Origin of the sequence: Rhizobium mayense (assembly GCF_030272705.1) — a bacterium.
Lineage (GTDB): Bacteria > Pseudomonadota > Alphaproteobacteria > Rhizobiales > Rhizobiaceae > Rhizobium > Rhizobium mayense.
In genome coordinates this window covers 435,603-460,238 of record NZ_JARFYM010000001.1, presented here as the reverse complement: position 1 = coordinate 460,238, position 24,636 = coordinate 435,603, and the positions used below count along the sequence as shown (strand labels likewise).

The 24,636-nt window shown below is 60.3% G+C and carries 22 protein-coding genes; 14 read left to right on the top strand and 8 right to left on the bottom strand.

Annotated features, from left to right (window positions below; translation table 11 throughout):
- Positions 1-47: 47 nt before the first annotated feature.
- A complete protein-coding gene (locus PY649_RS02230; RefSeq protein ID WP_285866455.1) occupies positions 48-1,844 on the top strand; it encodes a chloride channel protein in 1,797 nt (598 codons plus the stop codon).
- A 96-nt stretch (positions 1,845-1,940) separates the two neighbouring features.
- Here the strand turns inward: PY649_RS02230 and PY649_RS02225 are convergent, their stop codons facing one another.
- The gene (locus PY649_RS02225) at positions 1,941-3,395 is read right to left on the bottom strand and encodes a cobyric acid synthase (protein ID WP_285866453.1); all 1,455 of its coding nucleotides are present in this window, start codon (positions 3,393-3,395) and stop codon (positions 1,941-1,943) included.
- A 137-nt stretch (positions 3,396-3,532) separates the two neighbouring features.
- Here PY649_RS02225 and PY649_RS02220 point away from each other — a divergent pair, with 137 nt between their 5' ends.
- The 5 genes from PY649_RS02220 to bmt all read left to right on the top strand — a co-directional run bounded on the left by PY649_RS02220 (position 3,533) and on the right by bmt (position 8,985).
- Positions 3,533-3,772, top strand: a complete 240-nt coding sequence (locus PY649_RS02220; protein ID WP_285866452.1) for a hypothetical protein — start codon at positions 3,533-3,535, stop codon at positions 3,770-3,772.
- 831 nt (positions 3,773-4,603) lie between these two features.
- Positions 4,604-5,602, top strand: a complete 999-nt coding sequence (locus tag PY649_RS02215) for an ABC transporter substrate-binding protein (RefSeq protein ID WP_285866450.1) — start codon at positions 4,604-4,606, stop codon at positions 5,600-5,602.
- A gap of 246 nt (positions 5,603-5,848) precedes the next feature.
- Positions 5,849-6,760: an ABC transporter permease gene (locus tag PY649_RS02210; protein WP_285866449.1), complete on the top strand. Its 912-nt coding sequence runs from the start codon at positions 5,849-5,851 to the stop codon at positions 6,758-6,760.
- On the top strand, positions 6,753-7,805 hold the full coding sequence (locus PY649_RS02205) for a quaternary amine ABC transporter ATP-binding protein (RefSeq protein ID WP_285866448.1): 1,053 nt from the start codon (positions 6,753-6,755) through the stop codon (positions 7,803-7,805). Before PY649_RS02210 ends, PY649_RS02205 begins: the two co-directional genes overlap by 8 nt.
- 166 nt (positions 7,806-7,971) lie before the next feature.
- Positions 7,972-8,985, top strand: a complete 1,014-nt coding sequence (gene bmt, locus PY649_RS02200) for a betaine--homocysteine S-methyltransferase (RefSeq protein ID WP_285866447.1) — start codon at positions 7,972-7,974, stop codon at positions 8,983-8,985.
- Between the two features lie 120 nt (positions 8,986-9,105).
- On the opposite strand, the gene glf is transcribed toward bmt, so the two are convergent.
- The 6 genes from glf to PY649_RS02170 form a co-directional block, all read right to left on the bottom strand.
- Positions 9,106-10,281, bottom strand: a complete 1,176-nt coding sequence (glf, locus tag PY649_RS02195; protein ID WP_285866446.1) for a UDP-galactopyranose mutase — start codon at positions 10,279-10,281, stop codon at positions 9,106-9,108.
- Between the two features lie 156 nt (positions 10,282-10,437).
- Positions 10,438-12,252: an FkbM family methyltransferase gene (locus PY649_RS02190; RefSeq protein ID WP_285866445.1), complete on the bottom strand. Its 1,815-nt coding sequence runs from the start codon at positions 12,250-12,252 to the stop codon at positions 10,438-10,440.
- 74 nt (positions 12,253-12,326) lie between these two features.
- On the bottom strand, positions 12,327-13,790 hold the full coding sequence (locus PY649_RS02185) for a glycosyltransferase family 2 protein (protein WP_285866444.1): 1,464 nt from the start codon (positions 13,788-13,790) through the stop codon (positions 12,327-12,329).
- Positions 13,791-13,897: 107 nt separating this feature from the next.
- A complete protein-coding gene (locus PY649_RS02180; protein WP_285866572.1) occupies positions 13,898-14,620 on the bottom strand; it encodes a phosphodiester glycosidase family protein in 723 nt (240 codons plus the stop codon).
- Positions 14,621-14,716: 96 nt separating this feature from the next.
- Complete coding sequence (locus tag PY649_RS02175) at positions 14,717-15,412, bottom strand: 4Fe-4S dicluster domain-containing protein (RefSeq protein ID WP_285866443.1); 696 nt, start codon at positions 15,410-15,412, stop codon at positions 14,717-14,719.
- A 101-nt stretch (positions 15,413-15,513) separates the two neighbouring features.
- Positions 15,514-17,094 carry a trimethylamine methyltransferase family protein gene (locus tag PY649_RS02170; protein WP_285866441.1) on the bottom strand — a complete coding sequence of 527 codons (1,581 nt, stop codon included), beginning with the start codon at positions 17,092-17,094 and terminating at the stop codon, positions 15,514-15,516.
- A gap of 261 nt (positions 17,095-17,355) precedes the next feature.
- On the opposite strand from PY649_RS02170, the gene PY649_RS02165 reads away from it, so the two are divergent.
- On the top strand, positions 17,356-18,057 hold the full coding sequence (locus PY649_RS02165; protein WP_285866440.1) for a corrinoid protein: 702 nt from the start codon (positions 17,356-17,358) through the stop codon (positions 18,055-18,057).
- Positions 18,058-18,116: 59 nt separating this feature from the next.
- Here the strand turns inward: PY649_RS02165 and PY649_RS02160 are convergent, their stop codons facing one another.
- On the bottom strand, positions 18,117-18,278 hold the full coding sequence (locus tag PY649_RS02160; RefSeq protein ID WP_285866439.1) for an entericidin domain-containing protein: 162 nt from the start codon (positions 18,276-18,278) through the stop codon (positions 18,117-18,119).
- An 18-nt stretch (positions 18,279-18,296) separates the two neighbouring features.
- On the opposite strand from PY649_RS02160, the gene PY649_RS02155 reads away from it, so the two are divergent.
- The 7 genes from PY649_RS02155 to PY649_RS02125 all read left to right on the top strand — a co-directional run bounded on the left by PY649_RS02155 (position 18,297) and on the right by PY649_RS02125 (position 24,628).
- Positions 18,297-18,935 (top strand): DUF1638 domain-containing protein, encoded by a 639-nt coding sequence (locus PY649_RS02155; protein ID WP_285866438.1) that lies wholly within the window; start codon positions 18,297-18,299, stop codon positions 18,933-18,935.
- A 236-nt stretch (positions 18,936-19,171) separates the two neighbouring features.
- Positions 19,172-19,474, top strand: coding sequence for a virulence factor (locus PY649_RS02150; protein WP_285866437.1), 303 nt, complete (start codon positions 19,172-19,174; stop codon positions 19,472-19,474).
- On the top strand, positions 19,467-20,045 hold the full coding sequence (locus PY649_RS02145; protein WP_285866435.1) for a methylenetetrahydrofolate reductase C-terminal domain-containing protein: 579 nt from the start codon (positions 19,467-19,469) through the stop codon (positions 20,043-20,045). Before PY649_RS02150 ends, PY649_RS02145 begins: the two co-directional genes overlap by 8 nt.
- 3 nt (positions 20,046-20,048) lie before the next feature.
- Positions 20,049-21,155, top strand: coding sequence for a methylenetetrahydrofolate reductase (locus PY649_RS02140; RefSeq protein WP_285866434.1), 1,107 nt, complete (start codon positions 20,049-20,051; stop codon positions 21,153-21,155).
- Positions 21,156-21,260: 105 nt separating this feature from the next.
- The gene (locus PY649_RS02135) at positions 21,261-22,226 is read left to right on the top strand and encodes a methyltetrahydrofolate cobalamin methyltransferase (RefSeq protein ID WP_285866433.1); all 966 of its coding nucleotides are present in this window, start codon (positions 21,261-21,263) and stop codon (positions 22,224-22,226) included.
- Between the two features lie 2 nt (positions 22,227-22,228).
- On the top strand, positions 22,229-22,579 hold the full coding sequence (locus PY649_RS02130) for a hypothetical protein (protein ID WP_285866432.1): 351 nt from the start codon (positions 22,229-22,231) through the stop codon (positions 22,577-22,579).
- A gap of 45 nt (positions 22,580-22,624) precedes the next feature.
- Positions 22,625-24,628, top strand: coding sequence for an ASKHA domain-containing protein (locus PY649_RS02125; RefSeq protein ID WP_285866571.1), 2,004 nt, complete (start codon positions 22,625-22,627; stop codon positions 24,626-24,628).
- Positions 24,629-24,636: the final 8 nt, after the last annotated feature.

Genomic DNA, 24,636 nt, shown 5'->3' with positions numbered 1-24,636 from the left:
AGAAGCTTAGCGTATACACCTGAGCACAAAACTGTCGTCCGTTCCCCATGTTGCAGAAATTCCAGCCGCGCCGTCTAGGCGTTCTCTCCGCCTTTTTTAGCGCTAGCCGGCTAAGGGCGCTTTTCCGTCGTGGCGAACTCGGTCTCGTCATTGCCGGCGCCTTCGTTGGTATCACCTCCGGCTGTGCTGTCACGGCGATGAGCCTGATCTCACGCCAACTGCACAGCCTCGTCTACGGCATCGCCGATGACGACCGGTTGAGCGCGGCCGCCGTGAACATCACCGACAAATCGGTTCTGCTGATGGCCCCGATCGCCGGCGGCATCCTGCTCGGCCTCATGATCTTCATCCTGTCGCGCACGCGAAAAAAGCCGATGGTCGACCCGATCGAGGCCAATGCCTTGCATGGCGGTCGTCTGTCCTTGACGGACAGCATCCTGGTGGCGGTGCAGAACCTCCTCTCCAATGGTTTCGGCGCCTCCGTGGGATTAGAGGCCGGCTACACCCAGCTTGCCGCCGGTATCGCTTCCAAATTCGGCCACAAGCTGCAGTTCCGCCGCGCCGACCTTAGAATGTTGGTCGGCTGCGGTGCTGCCGGTGCCATCGCTGCCGCCTTCAACGCGCCGCTCACCGGCGCCTTCTACGCTTTCGAGCTGATTATCGGCAGCTATTCGATCCTGACCCTGACGCCCGTCGTCGTCTCGGCGCTGATCTCGACCCTGATCGCCCGCCTGTTGGCCGGTGATGATTTCGCCATCGATGTCGACCGATTCGGCGCTGTCGTCCCCGCCGACTACATCCCGGCGATACTGCTCGGCGGTTTCTGCGCCGGCGTCGGCATCCTGATCATGCAGGGCGTCGCCTTCATCGAAGAAATGGCGCGCAAGAGTTCGATCGCGCCGCCCTTCCGCCCGGCGCTCGGCGGGGTTGTCGTCGGGCTTCTGGCAATGATTTCGCCGCAAGTTCTCTCTGCCGGCCATGGCGCCTTGCATCTGAACCTTGCCAACGAGGTCACCCTGTCGGCCCTTGTCGGCCTGTTCCTGCTAAAGTCGCTTGCCTCAGCGGTGTCGATCGGTTCCGGCTTCAGAGGCGGTCTGTTTTTCGCTTCGCTGTTCATGGGCGCCTTGCTCGGCAAAATCTTCGCCTATTGCGCACCCTATTTCGACCATGCCACCCTGACGCCGGTCATCTATGCCGTAGTCGGCATGAGTTCGCTTGCTGTCGCTATTATCGGCGGGCCGCTGACCATGACCTTTTTGGCGCTCGAAATCACCGGCGATTTTCCGATCACCGCGCTGGTGCTTGCTGCCGTTATCACCTCGTCGCTGGTGGTGCGCACCACCTTCGGCTATTCGTTCGCCACATGGCGCTTCCATCTGCGCGGAGAAAGCATCCGCAGCGCCCATGACGTCGGCTGGATCCGCAACCTGACGGTCGCCCGCATGATGCGTCCGGATGTGCATACGGCCGGTGTCGGCATGAGCATCGAGGAGTTTCGACAGCGTTTTCCGATCGGCTCGGCCCAGCGCGTCATTCTCATCGACAAGGACGAAAAATATGCCGGCATGGTGCTTATGCCGGACATTTACGCGAGCCCGGTCGAGAAGGACGATGAAGAACACGGCCTTGCCGACTTCATCCGCCATCGCAACGACTTCTTGCAGCCACAGATGAACGCGAAACAGGCAGCGGCCTTGTTTGACCAGACCGAAAGCGAAGCATTGGTGGTGATCAACGACCTGATCGAGCGCAAGGTGATCGGTCTGCTCACGGAAAGTTACACGCTGCGCCGCTATAGCGAAGAACTCGACCGCCGACGCCGCGAGGTCTCGGGCGAGCTTTAAAGCATTTTGAGGGAAAGTGCGACGCGGTTTTCCGTCCGGAACCGCGAAGGAACAAAGACAGAATGGCTCTGCTATTCCGGGAAAAGCCAAGCCCCTCTAGTGTACCAGGCTGTCAAGCCAGGCCGGATCGAGCACCGCTTCCAGCTCTGCCGCAATCTCGTCCAGTGCTGCCTCGACGCCGGCGCGGTAATCCAGCCGCTCGCCGGTCAGGCCGAAACTCGCCAGCAGTTTTGCCCGGTAGGCATCGCTGGTGAAAAGCCCGTGCAGATAGGTACCCATGATCAGGCCGTCGCTGGAGAGCGCGCCATCCGGCCGACCGTCGATCGTGGTCGAGGGCCGCTCGCAATCGGTGCCGCGTGTCACACCGAGATGGATCTCATAGCCCGAAAGCGGCGCATTGTACTCCCGGGAAAAAGCCACGCTATTGCGCACGGTCTTTTCCGGCGCCATCTCGGTCTCGATATCGAGCAAGCCGAGCCCCGGCATGTCCGTCACCGAACCCTCGATGCCAAGCGGATCATGCACCATGCGGCCAAGCATCTGGTAGCCGCCGCAAATGCCAATAACGCGGCCGCCACGGTGGGCGTGAGCCGCGATGTCCTTATCCCACCCCTGTGCCCGCAGATCCATGAGATCGCCGATGGTCGACTTCGAGCCCGGCAGAACCACGAGTCCCGCATCCGCGGGTATCTGCTCTCCGGCACGAACGAAGACGAGATCGACATCCGGTTCGGCGCGCAACGGATCAAAATCATCGAAATTGGCAATACGCGGCAGGACTGGCACGGCGATCTTCAGCGCGGCGTCCGAGCCGCGCGCCAGCCGTTCGAGCACAACCGAATCCTCGGCCGGCAACCGGCTCGCTGCCTTCAGCCAAGGCACGACACCATAGCAGGGCCAGCCAGTGAAGCCGCCGATCGCATCCACTCCTTCGCCAAACAGCGAGAGATCGCCGCGAAACTTGTTGATCAGGTAGCCGCGGATCATCCGCCGGTCTTCATCCGGCAGGATATGATGCGTGCCGACCAGCGAAGCGATCACGCCGCCGCGATCGATATCGCCGACCAGCACTACGGGAACGTTGGCCCGGGTCGCAAACCCCATATTGGCGATGTCACCCTTCCTGAGGTTGATCTCGGCTGGCGAACCGGCACCTTCGACGATCACCAGGTCGGTTCCGGCACGCATGGTCGCAAAGCTTTGTAGGACGGCACCGAGCAGCTGCGGTTTCAGTGCCTGATAGTCCCGGCCCTTTGCCTGCCCCCAGACCTTGCCCTGCACGATGATCTGGCTGCCGGTCTCCGATTGCGGCTTCAGCAGCACCGGGTTCATATGCACCGACGAGGGTACCCGCGCAGCGAGCGATTGCAGCCATTGCGCCCGGCCGATCTCGCCGCCATCCTCGGCGACCGCCGCGTTGTTCGACATGTTCTGCGGCTTGAACGGGCGCACACGAACGCCTCGGTTGGCGAAAAGACGGCAGAGCCCGGCGACCAATACCGTTTTTCCGACATCTGAGCCGGTCCCCTGCAGCATGATCGCCTTCGTCATCCCTTATCGCTCCGATATGGCACTACCGCCAAAAACCCCGGGGTTCGCCTTGATTCCGCCGCGATGATTAACGGCAAAAACCGGATCTCCGGGGCAAAAAAGCATCACTTGCTTATATACTCCATTTGCGACATCCGATGACGACTCCATCCATTGTTCGCAATCCTGAAGATGATTATCTCAGCGCCAATTCAAACAACGCCCGCCGGTCGATCCGGCCCGAGGAAACCCCGATGCTCTTCATCTTCAACAACAAGAATTCCATCCAGATCGCCTGGAATTCGAAGCTGCCTTCACGCCGCCCTGAGAGCCGCCTGCAGCAGCTCGATACCCGCTTCGGCCCCATCGGCTTCATCCGCACCTATAACGTCGGTTGATGGGCCGTCAAGCCGCCACCCCGCCTCACCGCAAGCCGCCATGCGACCGCATCGGCGGCTTTGCTGTTTCCGCCATTCAGATGCGCGCCTGTATCGGGTGCCGTGGGCACCTAACTCTCATCTTATATCGATTCTCGGTGAGGCCGTAACGACAAGCCATAAAATGCGAAAACCGCGTGATCCGTGGATCATCGCGGTTTGCCAAAAACGCCGGCTCGCTTGCATCTTACACTGCAAGGCTCGCTTTCTCCGGTACGCACAACCTGATCCGGAGAGGCAGCGGTGTCCCCCGCCACGCTCTGATAGATAGCCGGACATCGTTACCGGAGGGTTATTAATGCCTTAAATAAGGGTGAATCCGAAAATTTTTCGAAAATTTTTCTGGTTTATCTCCAGGGCCAAAAACGACGCGAATGGAATATAAAAAGTCTCCGTCGGACGCGATATTTTAGCAATCGTTAATCTCACCCCACTCGGAGAGCGCAGCCCGCGCCTTCAATGCCCATTTTACAGCCACGAATAGCGGAAAATGGGCCAATTCAAGCGCTTATATAAGCTTTTCGACAAGCCGGAGTAAGTCCGTTCGCTTGGCGACCGGTTGATTTCTTCACTTAAATCCTTAGGCTGCTTGCCGTCGATGCGAAAAGAACACGGCTGCGACAGGGTTCCGCCGCCGCCCAAAGAGGGAACGCACGGCAGCAGGCAGGGGACCGGGCAAACGTCGTCAGCGGCGGGTGAACGGTTGCGGTTCGACCACGCTGACGGGAATCGACAGGCATCTGCCTGGCGTCGATACTGGTAACTTAACGGGAAACTGGGAGACATTATCCAATGAAGAAGCTTATCGCTTCCGCCATCTTCGCACTCGGTGCCTACGCTTTGGCTGGCTCGGCACATGCTGCGGAATGCGGCGACGTTTCGATCGCAGAAATGAACTGGGCGTCCGCCGGCGTCGCCGCGCAGGTCGACAAGATCATCCTGCAAAACGGCTATGGCTGTAACGTAACGCTCGTGACTGGCGACACGCAGCCGACCTTCACCTCCATGGACGAAAAGGGCGAGCCTGACGTCGCGCCTGAGCTATGGGTCAACGCAGTGCGCACGGCGCTCGACAAAGCCGTTTCCGAAGGCCGCCTGATCGAGGCAGCCCCCCTTCTCAGCGACGGCGGCGTCGAAGGCTGGTGGATTCCGAAGTTCCTCGCCGATGCCCATCCGGACATCAAGACGGTCCAGGACGCATTGAAGCATCCGGAGCTCTTCCCTGCCCCGGAAGATTCCTCGAAGGCCGCCATCTACAATTGCCCGTCGGGCTGGAACTGCCAGATTTCTACGGCCAATCTCTATAAGGCGCTTGGCGCCGAAAAGCTCGGCTTCACGTTGGTAGACACCGGTTCAGCCGCCGGCCTTGACGGCTCGATCGCCAACGCCTTCGAAAAGAAGACCGGCTGGCTGGGCTACTACTGGGCTCCGACCGCGATCCTCGGCAAATACGACATGGTGCGCCTGAGCTTCAACGTGCCGCATGACAAGAAGGAATGGGACGCCTGCACAGCCATCCAGGATTGCGCCAATCCGAAGCTTAATTCCTATCCGGTTTCGGACGTCTACACCGTCGTGACCAAGGCCTTTGCCTCCAAGGCGGGCATTGCCATGGATTACGTCAAGACCCGCAAATGGGACAACGGCACGGTCGGCAAGGTTCTCGCCTGGATGACGGACAATCAGGGCACGAACGAAGACGGTGCAAAATACTTCCTGAAGACCTATCCCGACATGTGGACCAAGTGGGTTTCTCCGGAGGTAGCTACCAAGGTCAAAGCTTCGCTTTGATATGAGACACCGGATTGGCGACTGGCACGCTGCCGGTCGCCAATCCCCCGCATTCACAGCGGCTGCGGTGACACTCATACCGACAGACCGGCGCGGCTCCAAGTCGCAACAAGTGCAGAATGGCGCCGACGATTGGTGTAAGAATAGAGTGACGCAGCCTGACGAACCGGTCGCAGTGCTGCCTACCATCCGCGCGTGACGGCCACACGCACCGGCTGGGCAAAACCGGACAAGAAGGGGAAGTTCATGGCTATTCAATGCAGTTTTTTGCCGGATGTTCTGTGTAATTTCCCGGCGATCGACGACACTCTCATTCGCGCTGCGCGCAAGAACATCGATGACGGCTTCAGGGGGATGGTGCGCGCCTATGGCAATGTCATCGACGCCGTGGTCCAGCCGCTGCAATGGTTCTTGAACTACCTGGAATGGCTTTTCACCAATACGCCCTGGTTCGTCGTGCTGCTCGTCATGATGATCGTCGTCTATGCCGCCAGCCGCAATATCAAGATCGTCGCCGGCACCGCCATCTCCATGATCCTGATTGGCGTCTGCGGCCTGTGGGGCGACACCATGGTGACGCTTGCCATGGTGACCGTCTGCACGCTCATCGCCATCGTCATCGGCTTGCCCATCGGCATATTGATGGCCCGTTCCGACCGACTGCAATCGATCATCAACCCGATCCTCGACGTTATGCAGACGATGCCGAGCTTCGTCTATCTTATCCCCGTCGTCGTGATCTTTGGCATCGGTAAGGTCCCCGGCCTCATCGCCGTCGTGATCTACGCCGTCCCGCCGATGATCCGACTGACCAATCTCGGCATCCGCCTCGTCGATAAAGAGGTGCTGGAAGCGGCCGACGCCTTCGGCTCGTCTCATGGGCAGAAACTGTTCAACGTACAGATTCCGCTTGCCTTACCGACCATCATGGCCGGCATCAACCAGACCATCATGATGTCGCTCGCCATGGTCGTCGTCGCCTCGATGGTCGGCGTCGGCGGGCTCGGCAAGAACACGCTGCAGGCGATCAACAACCAGTTCTTCACCGTCGGCTTCCTCAACGGCTTCGCCCTGGTCGCCATCGCCATTATTTTCGACCGAACGAGCCAAGCCTATGGCAGACGGCTCCAGAAGCACTCGGAGGTCATCCATGGCTAGTCACGCGATCCAGATCAAAAACCTTTACAAGATCTTTGGCCCTCGCGGACGCGACTATGTGGATGCGGTTAAGAACGGGATCGGCAAGGCCGAGCTCAACGAGACGCATGGCCACGTGCTCGGCCTGCAGGATATCAGCATCGACATGCCGGCAGGCGCCATCACGGTCGTGATGGGTCTTTCGGGCTCCGGCAAATCCACGCTGATCCGGCACATCAACAGGTTGATCGAACCGACCGTCGGCGAAGTGCTCTATGATGGCGTCGACGTCTGCAAGATGGGCGAGAATGCCCTTCGCGAGTTCCGCCGCCACAAGACGGCGATGGTGTTCCAGAAATTTGCCCTGCTGCCGCACCGCACGGTCATCGAAAACACCATCTACGGCCTGCATATTCAAGGTGTGGCCCGGGCCGAAAGCGAGAAGAAGGGCCATTACTGGATCGAGCGCGTCGGCCTGAAGGGATTCGAGAATCATTATCCGAATCAGCTTTCCGGCGGCATGCAGCAGCGCGTCGGACTTGCTCGTGCACTGACCAACGACGCCGACATCCTCCTGATGGACGAGGCCTACTCCGCGCTCGACCCACTCATCCGCGTTGACATGCAGAGCGTGCTTCTCGATCTGCAGAAGGAACTGAAGAAAACCGTCGTCTTCATCACCCACGACCTCGACGAGGCGCTGCGGCTTGGCGACAAGATCGCCATCCTACGCGACGGTAAGGTCGTGCAGCAGGGCAGCGGTCAGGAAATCGTGCTGAGACCCGCGGACGACTACATCACCGCCTTCGTCAAGGAAGTGAACCGCGGCCGCGTCATCCAGGCCCAGACGATCATGAAACCGATTATCGGCGAGCCGCACGGGGTCCGCGTATCCGGCGACATGACGTTGGAAGTGGCGGCGAAACAGATGACCGACGGCGGACACACCGCCGCCGCCGTTACCGATGCCGCCGGCAAGCCAATCGGCATGATCGATCTGCAAGGCATCATCGCCGCCATGGTGACGCCGACGACGCATGAGGCGGCCGAGATGGCAGCCGCCTAAAACGAGCATCCATCGTGGAGCGAAAAAGCGCCCTGTCCTGGGCGCTTTTTTCTCGTCCGTCGCATTATCGAGCAACCTCTGCCTTTATCCCGGCATTGTGCTCATATAAAGAAATGTTTATATCTGCATTTCTATCCGATCTATCCGACCCATTCGAGGAGACGCCATGACCGTCACAGCCAATCCCCTGACCGACCTTCTTGCCGAAAAGGGCGTGCTGCTCGCCGATGGCGCGACGGGCACCAATCTTTTCGCCATGGGTCTGGAGGCCGGTGAGGCGCCGGAACTCTGGAACGAACAGCATCCCGAACGCATCACCAAGCTGCACCAGGATTTCGTCGATGCCGGTGCCGACATCATTCTCACCAACACCTTTGGCGGTACGCGTCACCGATTGAAGCTGCACCATGCACAAGACCGCGTCCACAGCCTGAACAGAAAGGCCGCGGAGATCGCCCGTGCCGTCGCCGACAAGGCTGGCCGCAAAGTCATCGTCGCCGGCTCCGTCGGACCCACCGGCGAGCTGTTGATGCCGCTTGGCGCGCTGACCTATGAGGACGCGGTTGCTGCCTTCGCCGAGCAGATCGAGGGTCTGAAAGCCGGCGGTGTCGATGTCGCCTGGATCGAGACAATGTCCTCGCCGGAGGAAATCCGCGCTGCCGCGGAAGCCGCCGTCAAGGTCGGCCTGCCCTACACTTATACCGGCTCTTTCGACACAGCCGGCAAGACCATGATGGGTCTGCATCCGAAGGACATCCACGGCGTTGCGAAGGATGTCGGCGAAGGTCCGCTCGCCGTTGGCGCCAATTGTGGTGTCGGAGCATCGGATATCCTCTCCAGCCTGCTCGACATGACCGATGCCGATCCGGCCGCCATTGTAATCGTCAAAGGCAATTGTGGCATTCCGGAATATCGCGGTGCCGAGATCTACTATTCCGGCACACCGCCGCTGATGGCCGATTACGCCCGCCTTGCCCGCGACGCCGGCGCCAAGATCATCGGCGGCTGCTGTGGCACCTCCTGCGGCCATCTCGCCGCCATGCGCCAGGCGCTCGACAGCTACACGCCCAGCCCACGCCCGACCTTGGAAACGATCATCGAGCGGATCGGCCCGCTACGCAACAAGACTGCCAATGAAGGCGGAGCCGCGCCCTCACGCGAGCGCCGCCGGCGGAGCTAGAAACAATCAAGCGGGATGTCCTGTGATAGGTCATCCCGCTCGACAACTTGACAAAGGCTGCCTCGTCCAAGGAACGCCGATCTATGGCAAAACGGCGCCGGTGAAACTCAGTCCGCCTGTCTATTTCTCGCCGCCAATGGCTTGTCCCTCGGCAAAATGCGGAACGACACGGCTCTCGAAAGCCTTCAGGGCCGCACCGATGGCCTGATGCATATCGAGATACCGGTAGGTGCCGAGCCGCCCGCCGAAATGGACATTCGTTTCAGCTTCGGCGCGCGCCCGATATCGCAGGAAGACGTCCTTGTCCTGCCGCGTGTCGATCGGATAGTAGGGCTCGTCCTTCCGCTGCGCCGAGCGTGAATACTCCCTCACCACCACGGTCTTTTCCGTCTGATAGCTTCTCTCGGGATTGAAGTGGCGAAACTCGAGGATGCGCGTGTATGGGATGGTCTCGTCGGCATAATTCATGACTGCCATGCCCTGGAAGTCGCCGGTGTTGAGGGTCTCCTTCTCAAAATCGATCGTACGCCAGCCGAGTTCCCCTTCCGAATAGTCGAAATACCGATCGATGGGGCCCGTATAGACGATGGGAATCCCCGGCGGTACGGAAGATTTCAGCGAAAAGAAGTCGACGCCGAGCGCGATATTGATCTTGGGATGCTTCAGCATCCTCTCGAAGATCGCCGTATATCCGTCGATCGGCAGACCCTCGTATTTGTCGTTGAAATATCTGTTGTCGAAGGTGTAGCGGACGGGCAGCCGCGTAATGATATGTTCCGGCAGATCGCGAGGATCCGTCTGCCACTGCTTGGCGGTATAGCCGCGGATGAACGCCTCGTAGAGCGGACGGCCGATGAGCGAAATCGCCTTTTCTTCCAGGTTCGCTGGATTGCGCCCCGACATTTCGGCTGCCTGATCCGCGATCAGCGCTCGCGCCTGGTCCGGAGAAAGACGCCGGTTGAAAAACTGGGAGATGGTGCCGAGATTGATCGGCATCGAATAAACCTGATCCCGATAAGTCGAATAGACCCGGTGCTTGTAATCGGTAAATCCGGTGAATCTGTTCAGATAGGTCCAGACCGTTTCGTTTGGCGTGTGGAAAAGATGCGCGCCGTAACGGTGAACCTCAATTCCGGTCTCGCTGTCGAATTCGCTATAGGCATTGCCGCCGATGTGACTGCGGCGATCGATCAGGAGAACATTCTTTTGCAGCTGGTTCGCAACCCGCTCGGCAATCGTAGCGCCATAAAAACCTGCGCCGACGATAAGCAGGTCAACGTTGGAAAAATCGATCATGAAACTTTCAGGTCCCCGGGATTGGAAAGGAAATCAACCTGCTGGTTTGGTGGCGCCCTCGATAGATCGCCCGCAACGCCGGCGCGAAGGTCCGCGGCATAGACCACCCCGATCTGCAGGATGCAGATCGGGTCAATCGGCGAAGCATGACGGATGCTAGCTGGCGTGCGGCTCGATCGGCTCAAACCATTTTTCCCATTCATTGCCGGCCGCCGGCTTCAATTCATTGCCATTGCGAATGGTCCAGCCCCTCACGCGCTGCGCATTCTTCGACAAAAGCTCCAGGTAGGAGGATGTTTTTCTGCCGCTGCGGGCAACGAGGTGCACTTCGCAAAGAAAATCCGGATGAAGCGCCACACCGCGCATATCCTCGGTCTCGTGATCGCAAGTGACGAAAATGGTTGGATCGCGCTCGCGCCCGGCAACCGCCAGGATGAATTCCACCAGCCCGTCCGGCCGGTCGGTATCCACAAGATAGATGATCGATGAGCTATCCGCCGCGTCTGATCCGAGGAGCGAGAGCGGGTATATCGAAGACAATACCTCGTCCTGCTTGGTTGAGCTATCATAGCTTGAACCGGTGCCGGCTGCCGATTGGGCATAAATCGACGAACGCGGCACGTCTATCGTCTGCAGCCAGCCATCCTTTCGCGGCACGGCATAGGCCGGAATACTCTGGCGGTATAGATACTCGGCGAGCCAGATGTCCGCCATGTTGCGGTGACGAAAATCGGCGAGCTTCATTTTCACCAGGCTGGAATGGAAGGCACTGGTACCCGTCGCCGCCACGTGGACCCGCCGGCGCCGCATGAGACTACGCTCATAATGAAAGACGGCGCGACCGCGGTCTTTGTAGTAGCCACGGCTCGGCTGCAGGATGATCGAGCCATGTACGCTGACGACCGCTCGACCACGCAGTTGTGCCAGTTCGCCGATCATGCGTGCAACGAAATCGTCGGGGTAGATGATGTCGTCGTCACAGGTGACATAGATCGCATCCTCAACCTGCTCCAGTCCCCAGAATTTTCCGGCATCGCCATAACGGCTGCCATCGGTATCGATGAAATGCCGGATCTTCTGATGCTCGGCAATGAAGCGCGGCGCCTCGGTAAAGCCGTTGAGATAGACATAAAGCCGATCGACCTGCGGCAGCAGCGACATGACCGCCGCCCGCAGCGCGATCTCGTTGCCCGCTACCGTCGCCATGCCGGCCACGATCGCTTTCGTCGGCGGCAGGGCGGCAATATGTGCGGGTTCAATCGCCTGAATTCGATTGTCCGGATCAAGGTCCGCAAATTTCATCTCAAACAAATAGGTCGGTGTCTCGTTGTATACCTTGATCTTGCGATAGCCGATCGGCCGCAAAATGGCCTCCACATCTCGCAAAGCTTGCGCTGTCGCCGCCTCGACGAGCAACCTCGGTCGGCATCGCACCATCGTGCCCATGGCACCGCGCAACACTTCGGTCTCCATGCCTTCGACATCGATTTTTATCAGGTCGACATGCTGCTCCCGAACGACATCGTCAAGACGCGCCACCGGAACCTGGCCGTCGGCTGCAAGCCTGACGCGGGCCATCCCCAACTTGGACGGGTCTTCCTCGACAACATCCCCCATGCCCGCTTCGGCACCCAGCGCTATCGGCTTGACGTCGACGCGATCCTGCAAGCCGTTCAGGCTTATGTTCGCGCGAAGAATGCGCAGCGCTTCCGCATTCGGCTCGATGGCCAGCGTCCGAGCGCCGACCACTGCGCTGAAGAACAGCGTATGATTGCCGATATTGGCACCGACATCGACCACGAAAGCATTTTCAGGCAGGGACGACCCAATATCCTCCAGCATGGCGCGCTCGTAAAAGGCTCGGCTTTGCAGGATGATCCTCTGGATATGATCGTTCGGATTGGGAAGGTGGAACCGGACCGGAATCCGGTAGCTGTTCACTTCACAGGCGACCGTGGCTTGCAGTGTCATCGCGGCTCTTTCCAATATGCAGAGGTTTATCACGGAGGCTTATCGGTGATGCGCTGGCGCGGTCGGGAGCATCGTCAGCGGCCGCCGACGACCATCAATCCGCTACCGCCTATGGCATCGAGACAGAATTTCAGGCCCGTACTGACACTGGCCCAACGCTTGGCGGCCAACTCTTCGATCGCGCGGTCCTCGGCGAAAACGCATAGATTGAAACCGAGAGGCGACAGATTGTTCGCCAATGCCGGCAGCGCAAGCAACGCGCTCTCGGCCGGATAGGCCGTGTTCCGCAGATCCACCACGACCAAGTCGAACTTGACGTCCTCGCTGATCTGTCTTGTGTCCGGAAAGATCGCGGAAACGTCCTCGAAGCTCACATTGGTAGCCTCTGTCTCCATGATGGAAATCCTGTCCGTCTGACCGCTGGCGATGAAGCGCGCTTCGATGTCCCCAACCTGTTCCGGCGAGATACACAGGCAGTTCAGCCCGGCATCGAGACCGGAAATAAGGGATGCCAGCACCAAGGCGGAGCGCGGCGCACCGATATGGAGAATATTCGGCGTTTCGCTCCTTTCGAACGTGGCGCGGCGAAGCGCCCAGATCTGCATCGGCGTCAACGGATCGCGACCGGCGACCGATTGAGCGTCGAGCAAAGTCGGATAGCCGGCGATAAGGATTTCGCTGGCCATCTCCTGCCACGCCTGCCCGGCTCCGGCAACTGTGGCGAGCGGGCGGCTCTCGACGGACGCCGGAGCAACCACCCGCTCCGCCGCCGCATTCTTTGCCGGGCGGGTCAACGGCAGAGGCGGCTTGTTGAACACGTCCTGCGCCGAGCGCTGCTGCGCGGTGGAATTCAGTCCACGCGACTGCGGGTCGAGATTGTGATGAGAATAGGGATTGGTCGCCGTGTACCGATGCGCGTTGACCGGAATGAACTCGTAGCGCCGCGTCTGATCGAGAATAGGCAAGGCAAGCGCGATGTCGCAGGCTGCCATGTACCACTGGCCGGCGCTATCGCGCAAATAGCCCTCGGGAACATTGTCCAGCAAAGACGCACGGAAGCTGAAGAGATGGCTGGTTTTCCAGCCCTGCCGACGCGGCGAAAGGTTGGGATCGAGAGCACCGTTACCACCAATCCCGCCGCCATCGGTGATGAAGTTCGTCCAGACGACATCCTGCCCGTCTGTATAGCACTGCGACATCCGGTCGACGATGGTCGGAATGATCACCTGATCGTCGCCATCGAGGATGACGATAAACTCGGCCATATTCGTACGCGGCCTCAGATGCTCCCAGACGTTGCGCGACTTCCCCCATCGCGCATCGTTGCGAATAAAGGTGTGCCGGTTCGGAAAGAGATCGTTGAGGAGCGCCGCCGCAATGATACCAGTGTCATCCTCGGAACAATCATCGACGAAAAGGACGTGCAGATCATCGTGCGTTTGCCGCGAAAGGCTCGCCAGGGATTGCCTCACATACATTTCGCAATCGCGCGCCGTCATGAAGATCAGAGCCTTTGCCCTGTTTGCAATTTCCGTCATCGATGTTTCGAAGCCCCAATCCGACACTGCGCATCCGAAGGACCTACAATCCTCCCGCTACGTCCATTAGCGAATGTGGCTGGCTCCAACCTTGCGGGCTGCTGAGTTCACTGCGGCAGCGACTCCGTCACGGCGATGATCGGGCCGAGCGGGAACTGTCCGTCCCGTCTCTGCCATTCCGGTATGTCGAGGCTAGAGATACTGCCGTCGAGGAAGAGCGCATTGGCGCAGCCGAGATCGTCGCGGAACAGGGTCGCAAAATCGTGGAAGCGGACGGCGCCGTCGGACGCGGCGAAGATCACCTTGCCGTCCGCCGAGATGCCGACTCCGTTGCGTGTCTTGAAACTGGTGCTGTCGGCGAGAAACGATGGGTGCAGCTTGCCGTCGATCACCAGCATCGGGCCGGATTGCGTCGCGTAGAATGGCTTGATGCCAGAAGCGATGAAGGCTTTGCTCTCCATGATGCCGGCATGGCCTGGCAGGATGTAGAAGACTCCGTTCGGCAGCAGATGAAAATTGCCCCATCCCTTGTTGGTGTTGATCGCTCTCTGCTCCCTACCATTTTCGATATAGAGACCAACGGGCGACTGATCGTCCCTGTACATTCCGCCGTTCATGGCGAAGCGGACGTAAATGCGGTCTTGCATCAAGTCGCTCTCCAGCGCCCGGAAGGAGCCATAGGGTTTGCCGCTGCGGTCGTTCTGGTAAAGCTGGATGCCATCAATGGCGGGATCGAAAGTGCAGACTGTATAGCTGTCGCCGAGATGCAGGACTTTGCGGCAGGCTTCATCAGCAAAGGCCGTGCTAGCGCAGGCGAGAAGGGCAAGCATGGTCAGCAATCGAATCAAACACACAACTCCGGAGCGGATTTCGCGAGCCTTAGAGCGCAGGGGAAATAGGGCAAAAGAAGGAAATCCCTCACCCTTTCAAGATTGAAGTGCCGCCATGTGAAAGGCAAGCTGCGCCCTCGAATAACGATAAGCGGAACCCACCGGACAGGCATTGCGCGCCAGACAACCGCCGATCATGCAGCCGGCCCTTCCCGCCTCGGTACAGAGATGCGACCGACAGCCGGCAGCATCGAAGCCGGTGGGCGCGACGGCATCGACAGGACAAGCGGTCAGGCATGGTTTTTCGGCGCAGTGATCGCAGGGGTGTGAAACAACCGCGCGTGGTGGTCCAGTTTCTCCGATCGCAACGGCAAACCCCAGGGCGCCGCGATAGCCGTGCCATAGGCCGTAGTCCGGGTGGATCAGGATGCCGAGCGGCGATGCCTTCAAACCTTCCGCCCGCATGGCCCAACGCTGAAACGGCTGCCACGGCGGATCGGAGGGAAAATAGGCTGTAGCGTCGAACGCCACGGCGAGAGGCCGGATGATCCCCTTCGACCACTCGTCAAGCGGATCGTGGCGAGCGACATTTTCGGATGACTGCCGCCACCGGGAAAACGGCTCCCAAATCGAACCGCCGATATTGCCGACCAGGATTACGCTCCGAGCCGGCATCCCATCGGCCAGTGCCGGTCCCTCGCCCTCATCAAATAAGACGATCCCACGAATAAAAACTCCGTGCGGAGCAAGCGCCGCACGGAGTCCATCAACAATGACAGAGCCGCCGCTCATCGCGGCCCCTTATATTGATAGTGCGGCCGCCAGACCTCCTTCTGGATGAGATCGGCGACGCGTATCGCACCGCCTTGCTCCCTGGCGGCCTCGGGCTCTCTTCAAGTGAAAGCGTCCGGCATCGAATCCTTGCGCTTCTGGATATAGGCCAGCAGCGCCTCGTCGATCGCGGGATCCAGCGGCGGTGCTTCATAATGGTCGAGCCAGGAGCGGCAAAGCGCATTGGCGCGCTCCTCGATACGTTTCTGGCCCTCGATCTCCCACTGCTCGAAGGAGTTGTTGTCGGCGAGCGCCGAGCGGTAGAAGGCTGTCTGGAAATTCGCCTGCGTATGGCCGCAGCCGAGATAGTGGCTGCCGGGGCCGACTTCGCGAATCGCGTCCAGCGCCTGGCCGTTTTCCGAGAGATCGACGCCCTCGGCCATCTTCTGCATCATGCCGAGCTGATCCTGGTCGATCATGAACTTCTCGTAGGACGAGACGAGCCCGCCTTCGAGCCAGCCGGCCGCATGCAGCACGAAATTCGTGCCGGCGAGCAGCGTCATGTTCAGCGTATTGGCCGATTCGTGTGCAGCCTGCGCATCCGGCACCTTCGAGGCGCAGAGCGAGCCGCCGGTACGGAACGGCAGGCCGAGACGGCGGGCAAGCTGGGCTGAACCGTAGGAAACCAGAGACGGTTCCGGCGTACCGAAGGTCGGCGCGCCCGACTGCATCGAGATGGAGGCGGCGAAGGTGCCGTAGAGCACCGGCGATCCCTTGCGGATCAACTGCGTGAAGGAAGCACCGGCGAGCACTTCGGCCAGGATCTGTGCCAGCGTGCCAGCGACCGTCACCGGGCTCATTGCGCCGGAAAGGATGAAGGGGGAGACGACGGAGGCCTGGTTATGCCGCGCGTAGACCTTCAATGCACCGAGCATGGTCTCGTCGAATACCATCGGCGAGTTGGCGTTGATCAGGTTCAGCGTGACGCAATTGTTTTCGACGAACTCGTCGCCGAAGACGATCTTCGCCATCGCGATCGTGTCTTCCGCACGTTCCGGCGCGGTCACCGAGCCCATGAATGGCTTGTCGGAATATTTGATATGGCTGTAGACCATATCGAGGTGGCGTTTATTGACGGGGATGTCGACCGGCTCGCACACCGTGCCGCCGGACGAATGCATCGACGGCGCCATATAGGCGAGCTTCACGAAATTGCGGAAATCCTCGATCGTCGCGTAACGGCGATTGCCTTCGAGATCACGGACAAAGGGCGGGCCGTAGACCGGCGCGAAGATCGTCGCCTTGCCGCCAACATGGGCGTTGCGGGCGCTATTGCGTGCATGCCAAGTGAATTCCTTCGGTGCGGTCTTCAAAAGTTCGCGGCAAAGCCCCTTCGGGAAATGCACCCGCTGTCCCTTAACGTCGGCGCCGGCTTCCTTCCAGAGTGCCAGCGCTTCCGCGTCGTCGCGAAATTCGATGCCGATTTCCTCGAGCACGGTATCGGCATTGCGCTCGATAAGCTGCAGGCCTTCCTCGTCCAGCACCTCATAAACGCCGATCTTTCGGACGATATAAGGAAGCGATGGACCGGGTCCGCCGCCGCTGCGCGATGCGCGCCGAGCGGCCGCACCTCTGCCCTCGCCGCGCGAACGCCGTCCGCCACCATCACCGCCAGCGGCCGGTTGCTCAATGTTATCGTCCATGATGCTTCCTCACTCCTGCGCATGAATGCGTCTGTCATTGCCCCATGCTATCCGATTCCGTCGCACGGACGTTTCTTTATGCGCCAGCGACTAGCATAGGACAGACATGGGCAAGGCGAAATTGCTTCGTTTCTGTGCGTCGCGATTTATCTGCGCTACGTCGCTTTCGAAAAGGGTTTTGTCAGGCTTCGGGTCTATCGGTAAAGGCAGTACTGTTTTATACAAGCCTCTGATGCATCGCACGAAAACGGGATGGAGCGCATGTCTGACGACGAAATCATTCTCGCAGAACTTTCGGATGAGGAACTCGTGCAGCAGATGCATGATGACCTCTATGACGGACTAAAGGAGGAAATCGAGGAAGCGACCAATATCCTCCTCGAACGCGGCTGGACGCCTTACGATATCCTGACCCAAGCGCTTGTCGAAGGCATGCGCATCGTCGGCATCGACTTTCGCGACGGTATTCTCTTCGTTCCCGAAGTACTGCTTTCCGCTAATGCGATGAAGGCCGGCATGTCGATCCTTCGCCCACTGCTGGCCGAGACCGGCGCGCCGAAGCTCGGCAAGATGGTGATCGGCACCGTTAAGGGCGACATTCACGACATCGGCAAGAACCTTGTCGGCATGATGATGGAAGGCGCCGGCTTCGACGTCATCGATCTCGGCATCAACAATCCGGTCGAAAACTATCTCGACGCCATCGAGCGCGAACAGCCCGATATTCTCGGTATGTCGGCGCTGCTGACGACGACCATGCCCTACATGAAGGTCGTCATCGACACGCTGAAGGAAAAGGGCATGCGGGACGATTATGTCGTTCTCGTCGGCGGTGCCCCGCTGAACGAGGAGTTCGGCAAGGCAGTCGGTGCCGACGCCTACTGCCGTGACGCAGCCGTGGCGGTCGAAACTGCCAAGGATTTCATGAAGCGCAAGCACAACAGCCACGCCGCCAACGCCTGATCGCGACGAATGCCAAGGCGGGCGGCAGGGGTTGCCCGCCCGCCGATCGGCATCCCAAATCAGTTGACGACCGCCCTCTTTACCTGATGACCGGCATTCTCGGTGGCGTTGACGGCATTGGCTGTATCCCTGCCCACGCCGCGAATTGTGTTGGCGCATGAAGCGAGTACCATAACCACTGCGCAAGCGGCGGCGATTTTGGTGAGTGTCGGTGCGGTCATGATCGGAGCCCTCTCGGAATGGATATTGATCGGCAAAAGGCGAAGACGAATACTTCGCCCAATGAACGCATAATCGCACAAAAAGTTCATGTGATCGCGTGCGGTGCAATCGCGCGCGAGATACTGGCGATCACCAGGATCAATAGCCTCGATCATATCGACCTGCACTGTCTTCCCGCCATCTTCCACTCCTATCCACAGAAGATCGCGCCGGCCCTCGAAGAGGCTATAACGGACGCGCGCTCGCGCGGCTTCGAGAAGATTTTCATCGGTTATGCCGATTGCGGCACCGGCGGAGACATCGACAAGATCTGCGAGCGCGAAGGCATCGAACGCCTCTCCGGCCCGCACTGCTATTCCTTCTTCAGCGGCAACAACGCCTTCGCCACTCGGGAAGACGACGTCACCTCGTTCTTCCTCACTGATTTCCTGGCCCGCCAGTTCGAAAGCTTCGTCATCGTACCGCTCGGCCTCGACCGGCATCCGGAGCTGAAGGAAATGTATTTCGGCAACTACCGCAAGGTCGTCTATCTGTCGCAGGAAGAGGATCCGGCACTGCAGGAAAAAGCAAAAGCAGCGGCAGCCTATCTCGGCCTAGACTACGAATACCGCTTCACCGGCTACGGCGATCTCGGCCGCGAATTACTGGCCGTCTGATTACGACATCATCGCCTATCTCCCCACTTGCGGCAGCCACGGGACACGGCCATGCTGGCTGTGCTGAAATCCCTGAATCGCAGCGAAAAACAAGATGATGTCACTCGGAGGTGACTAAAGGCGACGGTTGCGGGGGAGCTTTCTGCATCGCGTCGTTTTTCGGCATGGGCCGCGTCGCCGCAAGCGCAGTCCCGGGGTCGGCGGACGTGCATTCTTGATCAAAGAGGAGAATTTGCATGGCGGATCGCATTGTCGTCTATTGGCGGGACATTCCCGCCCAGATCATCATCAAGAAGGGACGGCAGACAGCGAAGCGCGAACTGTCGCTCCGTTTCACCGAGGCGATCGACATGTGCGCCATGCGCACGGGTGCCGCGGAAACGGACGACTATCTGGCCGAATGGCGCAAGGCCGATCCTGTAGCGGTCTCTGACGATCTTGAAGCAGAAGCCGACAAGGCCGCAAACGAACTCGAAGCCGCCTATGACCGCGAGCGCTTGGTCGCGCTGGTCAAGGCCGGGGGCCGCGATAATGGCTGATGCCGTCCAAAAACCGGGTAATGCCGCCGCGGGCGCGAAGGCGGCCAGCGGCGCCTATACGCCATCAGGCGTTTCGCCGAACCGCCGCGCCCGCCGCAAATACACCGTCCGTCTCTGGGCCGTGCGTCATTCGCGCTTCCTTGAATGGTTTTATCATCGCTTCGCAGACGCCTTCCTCCTGCTACATCCGCTCTGGAAGTCGATCGGCTATGCGCGCGTCGAGCGACCGATCACCGTGATCGAGCGCAATGTGAAGGGCTTTCTCTTCGACTGCCGGATGTGCGGCCAATGCGCCTTGTCATCGACCGGCATGTCCTGTCCGATGAACTGTCCGAAGCAATTGCGCAACGGCCCCTGCGGCGGCGTGCGGGCCAACGGCAATTGCGAAGTCGAGCCCGACATGCCCTGCGTCTGGGTGCAGGCCTGGAACGGCTCGCGCAATATGGTCAACGGCGATGCGATCTTGAAGGTGCAGAAGCCGGTGAACCAGTCGCTGCGCGAAACATCCTCCTGGCTGCGCGTGACGGCGGAGGCCGCAGCGGCGCGTGAAGCGGCGAAGAAGGAAGCTTGATTGATGGCGCATATCGATGAAAATCCGCTTGGCGCGCATCTGCCGCTCGATCCCCTGCCCGGCCATTTCTCGCTCGGGCGGCTGGAACGCGTGCTGCGTCGTGGCGAGTTCGCCGTCACCGCGGAGCTGAACCCGCCCGATAGCGCCAACCCCGAAGACGTCTACGAACGCGCCTCGATCTTCGACGGCTGGGTTGACGGCATCAATGCGGTCGATGCCTCCGGCGCCAATTGCCATATGTCGTCCGTCGGCATCTGCGCGCTGCTGACGCGCATGGGCTATGCGCCGATCATGCAGATCGCCTGCCGCGACAAGAACCGCATAGCCATCCAGGGCGACGTGCTGGGCGCTGCTGCCATGGGCGTCTGCAACATCTTGTGCCTGACCGGCGATGGCGTACAAGCCGGTGATCAGCCGGGCGCCAAGCCAGTTTTCGATCTGGACTGCATGTCGCTGCTCGAAACCGTGCGCATCATGCGCGATAACGCCAAGTTCCTCTCCGGCCGCAAGCTGACGACGCCGCCGAAAGTCTTTCTCGGCGCCGCCATCAATCCGTTTGCGCCGCCTTATGACTTCCGGCCCTATCGCCTGGCCAAGAAGATCGAAGCCGGTGCGCAGTTCGTCCAGAGCCAATATTGCTACGACGTGCCGATGTTCCGCGACTATATGAAAAAGGTCCGCGATCTCGGCCTGCATGAGAAATGCTTCATCCTGGTCGGTGTCGGACCCCTGGCTTCGGCAAGAACTGCGCGCTGGATGCGTTCGAATGTGCCGGGCGTGCACATTCCGGACGCGATCATCAAGCGCATCGAAGGCGCCGAAGATCAGAAAAAGGAAGGCAAGCAGCTCTGCATCGACATCATCAACGAGGTGAAGGAAATCGAGGGCGTTTCCGGCATCCATGTCATGGCCTACCGCCAAGAAGAATATGTCGCTGAGATGGTGCATGAATCGGGCGTGCTGAAAGGCCGCCAGCCATGGAAGCACGAAGCGAACCGCACCGACGTGCTTGTCGCCGAGCGACTGGAACACATCCGCGGGGGCATGGAAGAGAACCAGCAGCAAATGGCCGAAGCCGCCGCCCATCATCCACCGCACCAGACGCATTGAACCTGAATATTCGCAACAGGCAGGCGGAGGAGCCAGCCTGGCTTGTAACCCAAATCATCGCACGATAGATCAACTCTATCGGGCAAACTGACCAAAGGATCAGATATGACGCGCACCATCGTTGCTTCAGCCACTCGCGAAATCATCATCGGTTTCGACCAGCCCTTTTGCGTGATTGGCGAACGCATCAATCCGACGGGGCGCAAGAAGCTGGCCGCCGAGATGATTGAGGGTAATTTCGATACCGTCATCAAGGATGCGCTGGAACAGGTGGCCGCCGGCGCGACCATGCTGGACGTCAACGCCGGCGTCACGTCGGTCAACCCGAACGAGACCGAACCCGGCCTGCTGGTGCAGACGTTGGAAATCGTCCAGGGCCTCGTCGACGTGCCGTTGTCGATCGACAGCTCGGTAACGGCAGCCATCGAAGCGGCGCTGAAGGTCGCCAGGGGCCGGCCCTTGGTCAATTCCGTGACCGGCGAGGAGGAAAAGCTCGAAGCCATCCTGCCGCTGGTGAAGAAATACGATGTGCCCGTCGTCGCAATTTCCAACGACGAGACCGGCATTTCCATGGACCCCGACGTCCGCTTCGCCGTCGCGAAGAAGATCGTCGAACGCGCCATGGATCACGGCATCAAGCCGCATGACATCGTCGTCGATCCGCTCGTCATGCCGATCGGTGCGCTGGGTGACGCCGGCCGTCAGGTCTTCGCGCTGCTGCACCGCCTGCGCAACGAGCTGAAGGTCAACACCACCTGCGGCCTCTCCAACATCTCCTTCGGCCTGCCGCACCGCCATGGCATTAATGCCGGCTTCATCCCGATGGTGATCGGCGCCGGCATGACCTCAGCGATCATGAACCCCTGCCGCCCGCAGGAAATGGAAGCCGTCCGCGCCGCCAATGTGTTGAACGGCACCGATGCCAATTGCACCAACTGGATCATGACCTATCGCGACTACAAGCCAGCCGAAGGCGGCGCAGCAGCGCCAACGTCGACTGCTCCCGCCGCTGGTGGCGGACGTCGTGGCGGTCGTGCTGCCCGCGCCGGCGCGGGAGCTGCGAGGGAATAGCGATGTATCCGAGCCGCCGTCTTTCCAACGATCTCGCGACGCTCTGGTTTCAGGCGCCGATGGTGATCGCGATGCGCACACAACAAATGTGGATGGCAGCAATGACCGGCGGTGCAGTGAACACCGCCGAACTCAACCGGATGGTCTCGGAGAAGATGATGGCTGCGGCGGAAAGTGCCGTCGCGGCCAATATAGCCATGGCCCAGCAGAACATCACGGCAATAACGGCAATGGCAACGGGTGGCGGCACCTCATCGCGCCGCGCCGCCGACGCCGTCGCCCGGGCCACCGTCAAGCCCTACAGCAAGCGCGTCCGATCGAACGTGCGCCGCCTTACCAAACAGAAAGGCTGATCCGTGGCCGAAGCCAGCGACAGCACGAATCCTCTCGTCCTCTTCATGCCCTCCGGCAAGCGTGGCCGTTTTGCAGTCGGCACACCGGTGCTGGAGGCGGCACGGCAGCTTGGCGTCTATGTCGAGAGTGTCTGCGGCGGTCGTGCGACCTGCGGGCGTTGTCAGGTCTCGGTGCAGGAAGGCAATTTCGCCAAGCACAAGATCGTCTCCGCCAACGACCATCTCTCACCGATCGGTCCGAAAGAGCGGCGCTATGCCGAAGTGCGCGATCTTCCCGAGGGACGACGCCTCTCCTGCTCAGCGCTCATCCACGGCGATCTCGTCATCGACGTACCGCAGGATACCGTGATCAATGCGCAGGTAGTGCGCAAGGCCGCAGACGAGCGCGTCATCGCCCGCGATACGGCCGTGCACATGTGCTACGTCGAGGTCGAAGAGCCGGATATGCACAAGCCATCAGGCGATCTCGACCGGCTGAAAGCCGCATTGGCCGCCGACTGGAAATACGACAATCTCGAAGTCGATTTTCACATCATCCCGCAGGTGCAATCGATCCTGCGCAAGGGCGAGTGGAAGGTCACCGCCGCGATCCACCGGGATCATGAGGGCGACCGTCCGCGCCTGATCGCACTCTATCCTGGCCTGAAGAACGAAGCCTATGGCATCGCCTGCGACATCGGCTCGACCACGATCGCCATGCACCTCTCTTCGCTGCTGTCGGGCCGCACGGTGGCGTCGGCAGGCGCATCCAATCCGCAGATCCGCTTCGGCGAAGACCTGATGAGCCGCGTCTCCTATGTCATGATGAACCCGGACGGTCGCGGAGCCATGACCAACGCCGTGCGCGAAGCGCTGAACGGACTGATCGACAAGGTCTGCGCCCAGGGCGGTGTCTCGCGCCAGGACATTCTGGACTCCGTGTTCGTCGGCAATCCGATCATGCATCATCTCTTCCTCGGCATCGATCCGACTGAGCTCGGCGGCGCGCCCTTCGCGCTTGCCGTCTCCGGCGCCGTGCATCTGACCGCGGCTGAAGTCGGCGTACCTATGAATGCCGGCACACGCGTTTATATGCTGCCCTGCATCGCCGGCCATGTCGGCGCCGATGCCGCCGCCGCGACGCTGGCCGAAGGGCCGCACCGTCAGGATGAAATGATGCTGCTGGTCGATATCGGCACCAATGCTGAAATCGTGCTCGGTAACCGCAACCGCGTTGTGGCCGCCTCCTCGCCCACCGGCCCCGCCTTCGAAGGCGCTGAGATTTCCAGCGGCCAGCGCGCCGCCCCCGGCGCCATCGAGCGCGTGCGCATCGACCCCTTGACGCTCGAACCGCGTTACCGTGTCATCGGTATCGAGCCATGGTCAGACGAGCCGGGCTTCGAAGAGGCTGCCGCCACGGTCGGCGTCACCGGCATTTGCGGCTCGGCCATCATCGAGGTAGTCGCCGAGCTGTTCCTGACCGGCATCATCTCCGAAGACGGCGTCGTCGACGGCGGCATGACGGCGCGTTCGCACCGCATCCTGCAGAACGGCCGCACCTACTCCTATCTGCTGCGCGACGGCGCGCCGCGCATTACCGTGACGCAAAACGACGTGCGCGCCATCCAGCTGGCAAAGGCCGCCCTTTATGCCGGCGTCAAGCTGCTGATGGACAAGCAAGGCATCAGCCATGTCGATCGCATCGGCCTTGCCGGCGCCTTCGGCACGTTCATCGATCCGAAATACGCGATGGTGCTTGGCCTGATACCGGACTGCACCCTCGACAAGGTGAAGGCGGTCGGCAATGCGGCCGGCACCGGCGCGCGCATGGCGCTCCTCAATCGCGGCCATCGCCGCGAAATCGAGGAAACTGTTCGCAAAATCGAGAAGATAGAGACGGCGCTTGAATCAAAGTTTCAGGAGCATTTCGTCTACGCCATGGCGCTGCCGAACAAGGTCGATGCCTTCCCGGAACTCTCGAAGGTCGTGACATTGCCGGAGCGCAAGCAGCTTGCCGACGATGCAAGCGGCGAAGGCAGCGGCCGCAGACGTCGCCGCAGCCGCGAATAACTGCAGGC

What these genes read in the sequence shown, in the direction of transcription:
- PY649_RS02230 (WP_285866455.1), top strand. Translation starts at nt 48, where the DNA reads ATGTTGCAGAAATTCCAGCCGCGCCGTCTAGGCGTTCTCTCCGCCTTT.
- PY649_RS02225 (WP_285866453.1), bottom strand. Translation starts at nt 3,395, where the DNA reads ATGACGAAGGCGATCATGCTGCAGGGGACCGGCTCAGATGTCGGAAAA.
- PY649_RS02220 (WP_285866452.1), top strand. Translation starts at nt 3,533, where the DNA reads ATGACGACTCCATCCATTGTTCGCAATCCTGAAGATGATTATCTCAGC.
- PY649_RS02215 (WP_285866450.1), top strand. Translation starts at nt 4,604, where the DNA reads ATGAAGAAGCTTATCGCTTCCGCCATCTTCGCACTCGGTGCCTACGCT.
- PY649_RS02210 (WP_285866449.1), top strand. Translation starts at nt 5,849, where the DNA reads ATGGCTATTCAATGCAGTTTTTTGCCGGATGTTCTGTGTAATTTCCCG.
- PY649_RS02205 (WP_285866448.1), top strand. Translation starts at nt 6,753, where the DNA reads ATGGCTAGTCACGCGATCCAGATCAAAAACCTTTACAAGATCTTTGGC.
- bmt (WP_285866447.1), top strand. Translation starts at nt 7,972, where the DNA reads ATGACCGTCACAGCCAATCCCCTGACCGACCTTCTTGCCGAAAAGGGC.
- glf (WP_285866446.1), bottom strand. Translation starts at nt 10,281, where the DNA reads ATGATCGATTTTTCCAACGTTGACCTGCTTATCGTCGGCGCAGGTTTT.
- PY649_RS02190 (WP_285866445.1), bottom strand. Translation starts at nt 12,252, where the DNA reads ATGACACTGCAAGCCACGGTCGCCTGTGAAGTGAACAGCTACCGGATT.
- PY649_RS02185 (WP_285866444.1), bottom strand. Translation starts at nt 13,790, where the DNA reads ATGACGGAAATTGCAAACAGGGCAAAGGCTCTGATCTTCATGACGGCG.
- PY649_RS02180 (WP_285866572.1), bottom strand. Translation starts at nt 14,620, where the DNA reads ATGCTTGCCCTTCTCGCCTGCGCTAGCACGGCCTTTGCTGATGAAGCC.
- PY649_RS02175 (WP_285866443.1), bottom strand. Translation starts at nt 15,412, where the DNA reads ATGAGCGGCGGCTCTGTCATTGTTGATGGACTCCGTGCGGCGCTTGCT.
- PY649_RS02170 (WP_285866441.1), bottom strand. Translation starts at nt 17,094, where the DNA reads ATGGACGATAACATTGAGCAACCGGCCGCTGGCGGTGATGGTGGCGGA.
- PY649_RS02165 (WP_285866440.1), top strand. Translation starts at nt 17,356, where the DNA reads ATGTCTGACGACGAAATCATTCTCGCAGAACTTTCGGATGAGGAACTC.
- PY649_RS02160 (WP_285866439.1), bottom strand. Translation starts at nt 18,278, where the DNA reads ATGACCGCACCGACACTCACCAAAATCGCCGCCGCTTGCGCAGTGGTT.
- PY649_RS02155 (WP_285866438.1), top strand. Translation starts at nt 18,297, where the DNA reads ATGGATATTGATCGGCAAAAGGCGAAGACGAATACTTCGCCCAATGAA.
- PY649_RS02150 (WP_285866437.1), top strand. Translation starts at nt 19,172, where the DNA reads ATGGCGGATCGCATTGTCGTCTATTGGCGGGACATTCCCGCCCAGATC.
- PY649_RS02145 (WP_285866435.1), top strand. Translation starts at nt 19,467, where the DNA reads ATGGCTGATGCCGTCCAAAAACCGGGTAATGCCGCCGCGGGCGCGAAG.
- PY649_RS02140 (WP_285866434.1), top strand. Translation starts at nt 20,049, where the DNA reads ATGGCGCATATCGATGAAAATCCGCTTGGCGCGCATCTGCCGCTCGAT.
- PY649_RS02135 (WP_285866433.1), top strand. Translation starts at nt 21,261, where the DNA reads ATGACGCGCACCATCGTTGCTTCAGCCACTCGCGAAATCATCATCGGT.
- PY649_RS02130 (WP_285866432.1), top strand. Translation starts at nt 22,229, where the DNA reads ATGTATCCGAGCCGCCGTCTTTCCAACGATCTCGCGACGCTCTGGTTT.
- PY649_RS02125 (WP_285866571.1), top strand. Translation starts at nt 22,625, where the DNA reads ATGCCCTCCGGCAAGCGTGGCCGTTTTGCAGTCGGCACACCGGTGCTG.